Origin of the sequence: Aquimarina litoralis, assembly GCF_019295435.1 — a bacterium.
In the GTDB taxonomy this organism is placed as follows: domain Bacteria; phylum Bacteroidota; class Bacteroidia; order Flavobacteriales; family Flavobacteriaceae; genus Aquimarina; species Aquimarina litoralis_A.
The window spans coordinates 25,055-31,589 of the sequence record NZ_WEKL01000051.1 but is presented as its reverse complement, the minus strand read 5'-3'; the positions used below and the strand labels follow the sequence as shown (position 1 = coordinate 31,589).

The following is a 6,535-nucleotide window of genomic DNA, read 5'->3' as shown; positions in this document are numbered from 1 at the left end:
GCTATTAAAAACAGTAGAACCTAAGTAAAACCTTTGATCAGTTTCAACTTCAACGATCTCACCTTCATCTACAAACCCAACAACCGTTTCTTGAACAATAGTTATGTTTGTTTTTTCTTTCAAAAATGAAAAAGCAAATTGATAAAAATCTTTACTTCTTATCAATCTATATTGATATGGTGTAATATCTATGGTATCTGAAAAATCTTTACTTCCGAAAAAAATACGCTGCCATTCTTTACTAACCGAAGTTTCCCACAAGCCTTTATCCTTCTGCCAAAAACACCAAGTTCGATCATTTTGATTTTTTTCTTCTTTATCAATTAAAAGAATTTTTTTTTGATCAAAAAATGGATCTAACGCCATCTGATATGCGAGTATCAATCCTGAAGCACCAGTACCCATGATAATGTAATCGTATCGCTGCATTAATAGAATAGAAATGTTGTAAAAAATATAAAGATAGCTATGAAAATATGAACGGACAATGTGTATTGTAAAGTTTTATAGAACTTTTGAAACAAAATATGAGCAACAAAAGCAGTGATTAACCACCCTATATAATTCTGAATAGGCACTACTCCATTATCAAACTCCCAGAAATCAAATCTCGGAGCAGAAACTTCAATAATTACATCTAGCGCTACCATCAATATTGCACCAATACTCGCCGTAATAATTATGTTAGTGTGGATTTTCTTAGCAATAGCAGCAGTAGTATATACCAACAGTGCCCAATTTATACCAATAATCCAGGGAACTCCCAGAACTTTAATCCCTAAATTGTTACCATATGCATAGTTTCCAAAAATCAATCCGTGATTTACGCCTAAATATTCGGTTATCATTCCTATAGAAAAAGGAATAAGCATGGCAAGAATTAATTTTCTTCTGGCATTTGAAGTCCAACAAATTAAGACTGTGTATACTGACAAATTAAGTGGTGTTAGCGGTAAAAACCAATCTTCATATCCTATCAATATCCCAATTATTCCTGAAACTGTGAATAACCAGATTATAATAATAGCTATAATAAGCTGTCTTTCTTTTAACATGATTTAATGAAGTTTATAATCTTTTTCAATTAACTCTGCAACTATTTTTCCAGAGAGCAAACACAATGGAATCCCTCCTCCTGGATGTACACTTCCTCCACAGAAATATAAGTTTCTAATTTTTTTAGAAAAATTTGGGTGGCGCAGAAAAGCAGCAAATTTATTATTACTACTAGATCCATAAAGTGATCCTTGATATGATTGCGTTTTTTCTTCAATACTTCTTGGATCTAAAATAGTTTCCGTTTCTATCAACTCTTCAATAGATACATTCAGCAGTCTAGTTAATTTTTCTAAAACATGTTTCTTGGATTGTTTTATAATGGTCTCCCAATCTTGTCCTTCGTTTCCTGGAACATTAATCATTACAAACCAATTTTCGCAACCTTTTGGGGCATCATTTGGTTCGTTTTTGGCAGTAATATTTATATAGACAGTTGGATCATKATACGTCTTTTTCTTTTCAAAGATATATTCAAACTCTTCCTCATAATTTTTAGAAAAAAAGATATTATGTAAATCCAACTCAGGAAACTCCTTTTTGATTCCCCAATAAAAAATAAGTGCACTACTTGATCTTGGTTGCTTAAGCGTTTTTTCAGGCGCTTTTTGATCGGATAATAGCTTTTTATACGTTGGTACTACATCCATATTAGATATTACAATATCAGATGGTATTTTTTTGCCGTTTGCTATAACACCGATTGCTTTATTATCAGCAATCATAATTTGATCAATCTTAGTATCAAACTGAAATTCAACTCCCAAATCTAATGCCAACTGATACAGTGCTTTTGTAATACTATGCATTCCTCCTTTTGGAAAAAAAGTTCCAAAATGTTGCTCTAGATGAGGAATCATAGACATAATTCCAGGAGTAAGATAAGGTGAAGAACCGTTATAAGTTGCAAATCGATCAAAAAACTGAACTAACTTAGGATCTTTAAACTCCTTTCTATTATAATCATGAAGCTTTGTATTGATTCCTAAGCTATTAATTCCTGCAATTGCCTTTAAAGTATTTGGAGACAAATACGTGGATAATTTATGCAGTGACTTTTCAAGAAACAAAGAAGAGGTAAGATCATACTTCAACTTACTTCTTTTAAAATACGTAAGAATTTGATCACTCTTTACTTGAAAGGTCTGTTCTGCTTCTTTAGCGAATTTATTAATGTCGGATAATGCAGTAAACTTAGTTCCATCTTCATAAAAATAACGACATACTACTTCTTTCTTTTTGTAATCAAAATACTTGGAAATATCTTTATTTGAAATATCAAATAGCGCTTCTACAAATTGTGGCATTGTAAATAGTGAAGGACCGCAGTCAAATCTATATCCACTTTTGTATATTTCAGTCAACTTTCCTCCAGGATATGAATTGGATTCATAAACATTTACATCAAAATTTTGATTCCTCAAGCGTATTGCAGAAGCTAGTGCTGCAATTCCAGATCCGACAATGGTTACTCTTTTTCCTGACATATTAAGAGCGTAAAGATATTGTGAAAAAATAAAATGTATTAGTAATTTAGTTAACTTTAGTATTGTTTTTTGTATACTTTTGGTTCTTAAGCTTTATAACATGAAAAAACTGTTTTTTCTTCTATTCCTTTTTAACCTATTTTTTTCTTTAAGTGCTCAAGAAAAGCCAAAACAAATACAAACTCCTAAAATCATTACTAAACTGAAATTAGGCAAAAAGATTAATTTAAAATCTAAAAGTCTACAATTTTTAAAGTTAGTAGAAGACTCTAGATGCCCTAAATATGTAAGTTGTGTTTGGGAAGGGCAGGCTAAAGTTATAGTTGGGGTTTACGAAAATGATATTCTTGTAGAAGAAAAGCTTATTATTATAGGCGCAAAAGGTATAACACCTGACTCCCCAAAAGAACTGCTAAAACAAGAAGAAAAAGCTATTCTTGGATACAATTTGAGTCCTTATCCCGTTAATGATGAAAAAATCCCTCATAAAGATTATTATTTAGAACTGCTCGTAAAATAATCGATTTATATTTAGTTACTTTATACCATGGTTTCAAATAAAGCTAAGGCTCATATTGCTTTGCTCAGTTTAAATATAATATATGGGGCAAACTATTTGATAGCAAAAGGCTTAATGCCCAATAAAATTGGCCCATCTGCTTTGGTTTTTTTAAGAATTACAGGCGCTGGATTGCTTTTCTTACTCCTTAAATTTTTTGTAAAAGAGCGCGTACAAAAAAAAGATATTCCAAGATTACTGCTTTGTGGAATTTTAGGTGTGGCAACAAATCAATACTTTTCCATGAATGGTCTTAGTCTTACCTCGCCTGTTGATGCTGCTATAATTGTGACTGCAATGCCCATCTTTACAGTTATTATCAGTTACTTTTTATTAAAAGAACCGTTAACAACATCTCGAATTCTCGGTATTTTTATTGGCGGTAGTGGTGCTGTTTTGTTGATTTACTTAGGAAATTCTGGACTAGGCACAGGATCCTTAAAGGGAAATATCTTTATTGGGCTCAATGCTTTATCATTTGCTTTCTACCTTGTTCTTGTAAAACCTATGATGGCAAAATATCAGCCAATTACAGTAATTGTATGGACCTTTTTCTTTGGTTTTCTTTTTATGTTTCCTTTTTGTTTTGGTCAATTGTTACAAACGGATTTTAGCACATACACCAGTAGTAATTGGACATCCTTATTTTACGTAATCATTGGACCTACTTTTTTAGCTTATTTACTAAATATGTTTGCCTTACAATATGTAAAACCTACGGTGTCTAGCAGTTACATTTACGTTCAACCGGCTGTAGCTATGATATTAGTAGCCGGAATATCTTATTTCATTATAGATAGTCAATATAAAGGTGACATAACGATTCCAAAACTCCTATGCTGTGCATTTATTTTTATAGGCGTTTATTTAATAAGCAGCAATCGCTCTATAAAATGGTTAAGAAGAAAATAACTTTTTAATAAAGTATTTGATAAATAATATACCAGGTAATGCTATTCCCATAGATAGTACTGAAATTAGAATTCCAACATCTAGAATTAGAAATAACAAACCAAAAACATTTAGTAAAAGAACCACAAAGAACAAACCTCCTTTACTATCAGAAACAAACTGTTTTTTATTGGACTTATAATCATACCAATAAGCAATTAGAATAACTATAATTGATGACATAAAATGTATAATATTCCAGTTATGAGATTATGATATTTCGATCAACTAAAAAAAGATGCTCCATAAAAGAAGAGCATCTTTTCAAATGTATTAAATTTCACCTTAATTAATCTCCTGAATATCCATTAACATATTTTCCCAGTTTTTTTGATTTTCGTGATCAAATTGAGCACCATTTTCATCAGCAACTGTAAAACGCTTTATAGCGGGTGTCTTACTTGTTGCTTGATACAATTGATATGCCTCTTCAGTTAAAGCTTCTGCAATAGGTAAATCAATTGAAGCATAAACCGCACGTTTGCAAGCTTCGATAGATTCTGCTGGGAATTTGGAGATACGTTCTGCAAGAGCATCAACATATGATCCAATCTTATCTGCATCTAACGCTTTGTTTACGGTTCCAAATTTTTCAGCTTCATCTGCATCCCAATCTCTAGCTCCTAAAATAATTTCTAAAGCTTTTCCGAGTCCTACTTGTCTTGCCATACGAGAAGCTCCTCCTCCACACGGCAAAATTCCCATTCCAACTTCCATTTGCATAAATTTTGCTTTCCCTCTAGCAGCAAAACGCATATCTAATGCTAGTGCCATTTCATGACCTCCTCCTCTTGCAAAACCTTCAATTTTTGCTATTGTAGCCTGAGGTACTTGACTTAATCTTTCCAGAACAGCTTGTAGGTCTAATAGTTTAACTTCATTTCTAGGAACAGCTTCTTGAGACATATCCCTTAATAAGTTCGTATCATAATGACATACCCAATAACCTTCGTTAGAAGACTGAAATACCACTACTTTAACACTTCGGTCACGCTCCAAACGTAAACAAAGACTACTTAAGTCTGCTAACATTTCTTGTCCTTGTACGTTAACCGGTCCAAAGTTAATTGTTACGTACAAAATCCCTCCTTTTTGTTCTGCTGTGAATGTTTGAAAATTCTTATAATCCATGATTTATCTAAATTTTAATTAATGATTCCTGCGAAAGTGTGTTGTTTTATTTTCCCATCTTCTATGATATAAGTATCGGTTGCCAATTGCACATGAATATGCTTGTTTTTTCCAGTCCAAACGAAATAAACTATGTTGTCATTAGTTTGTTGGTTGATGGTTTTAAAATCAAAGTTTTCGAACTTAGGAAGGAATGCTTTATAGAAACCAAATATTTCTTCATATCCTTTATAGGTTTTATCTGGTGTAATGAATAAAGCATCATCGGTATAATCTTCCAATACTTTTATTGGATCCAATGTATCTACAGCCCTCATATGGCTTTCAAATACGTCTTGAGGATTTTTCATAATAAGTGCTTGTTAAACTTTACAGTGCAAAGTTATTTTAGAAGCACACCTATTATCAGGTAAGAAAAAAAGAGGTTTTAGTAAAAAACGAGGAAAAGTTATTTAGAGGTTTTCAAATTTGCCTGAAAAGTTCTTGCGGCCATCCCTTTGTAGGATATAAATGTTTTATCTAAATGACTACTATCTGTAAAACCCAACTCTTGAGCGATTTCAGAAACTGTTAAGTTGGTGTACTTCAACCGTGTTTCCGCCATCTTTAGTTTATAATTTATAATATACTTTTTGAGACCAATTCCCATTTTATTTTTAAAGTATTCACTGATATAATTTTCAGACATATAAAACTGATCTGCCAACGCCTTTTTTGAGAGTTTTTCAGAATCATGAATATGATAATGGATATAATTAATAATACTCTGAATTTTGGAATCTTTAATATCTGAATATACAAAACTTACATTTCTTGATATAATGTGAAGAATAGAATGCAAAGTAGATTTTAAAACAGCTTCACTGACTAAATTTTCCTCATTGTACTCATTTCTCAAAACCGTAAATAGTAAAAATATACTATTCTCATCTGATTTTGATCGAAAATCCAAATTAGAAGTTCTATCAGCTCCATGTAATATGGTTTCTATTTTCTTGAACCATTGTTTTCGTTGAATTTCGTATTCATTCGATAACATATCACCAAAAAAACTATTAAGAAATTTTATCGCAGAAACCGTAGTCGGTTTTTCAATTTCAAAGTTATATTCATCATTTGGTATCAAAATAAAGACTTGATTTTCCTGATATTCAACTCTGTGTTTATTGATAACTAATGTACCTGAACCTTCTTTGATAAATAGTATTTCAAAAAACCGAATAGGAGTATACTGGCAAAATGCTAAGGAAGTAACTTTTTCAAAATGCTGTATGACGATATTTTTGAAAATTGTTCTTGGCATACCTAAAAAGCTGTAATCTTTCTAATGACAACCACAACCATTTTTCCC

Annotated in this window: 9 protein-coding genes; 2 read left to right on the top strand and 7 right to left on the bottom strand. The window is 31.7% G+C overall.

The genetic code is table 11. The annotated features are described in order from the left end of the window. The 3 genes from GBO31_RS20075 to crtD all read right to left on the bottom strand — a co-directional run. On the bottom strand, positions 1–429 hold a 429-nt coding region (locus GBO31_RS20075; protein ID WP_246615929.1), incomplete at its 3' end, for a lycopene cyclase family protein. Continuing rightward, the gene (locus GBO31_RS20070; protein ID WP_219010261.1) at positions 429–1,055 is read right to left on the bottom strand and encodes a carotenoid biosynthesis protein; all 627 of its coding nucleotides are present in this window, start codon (positions 1,053–1,055) and stop codon (positions 429–431) included. The genes GBO31_RS20075 and GBO31_RS20070, both read right to left, overlap by 1 nt. Positions 1,056–1,058: 3 nt before the next feature. Beyond that, on the bottom strand, positions 1,059–2,543 hold the full coding sequence (gene crtD, locus GBO31_RS20065) for a 1-hydroxycarotenoid 3,4-desaturase CrtD (protein ID WP_219010260.1): 1,485 nt from the start codon (positions 2,541–2,543) through the stop codon (positions 1,059–1,061). A 100-nt stretch (positions 2,544–2,643) separates the two neighbouring features. Between crtD and GBO31_RS20060 the strand changes: the two genes are divergently transcribed. Both GBO31_RS20060 and GBO31_RS20055 read left to right on the top strand, forming a co-directional pair. Further along, positions 2,644–3,063, top strand: a complete 420-nt coding sequence (locus tag GBO31_RS20060) for a hypothetical protein (RefSeq protein ID WP_219010259.1) — start codon at positions 2,644–2,646, stop codon at positions 3,061–3,063. Between the two features lie 27 nt (positions 3,064–3,090). After that, on the top strand, positions 3,091–4,014 hold the full coding sequence (locus tag GBO31_RS20055; protein ID WP_219010258.1) for a DMT family transporter: 924 nt from the start codon (positions 3,091–3,093) through the stop codon (positions 4,012–4,014). On the opposite strand, the gene GBO31_RS20050 is transcribed toward GBO31_RS20055, so the two are convergent. The 4 genes from GBO31_RS20050 to GBO31_RS20035 form a co-directional block, all read right to left on the bottom strand. Beyond that, a complete protein-coding gene (locus GBO31_RS20050) occupies positions 4,000–4,236 on the bottom strand; it encodes a hypothetical protein (protein ID WP_219010257.1) in 237 nt (78 codons plus the stop codon). The genes GBO31_RS20055 and GBO31_RS20050 overlap by 15 nt on opposite strands. 102 nt (positions 4,237–4,338) lie before the next feature. Next, a complete protein-coding gene (locus GBO31_RS20045; protein ID WP_219010256.1) occupies positions 4,339–5,184 on the bottom strand; it encodes an enoyl-CoA hydratase/isomerase family protein in 846 nt (281 codons plus the stop codon). Positions 5,185–5,198: 14 nt separating this feature from the next. Next, positions 5,199–5,534, bottom strand: a complete 336-nt coding sequence (locus GBO31_RS20040; protein ID WP_219010255.1) for a nuclear transport factor 2 family protein — start codon at positions 5,532–5,534, stop codon at positions 5,199–5,201. A 98-nt stretch (positions 5,535–5,632) separates the two neighbouring features. Next, positions 5,633–6,487, bottom strand: coding sequence for an AraC family transcriptional regulator (locus GBO31_RS20035; protein WP_219010254.1), 855 nt, complete (start codon positions 6,485–6,487; stop codon positions 5,633–5,635). Positions 6,488–6,535: the final 48 nt, after the last annotated feature.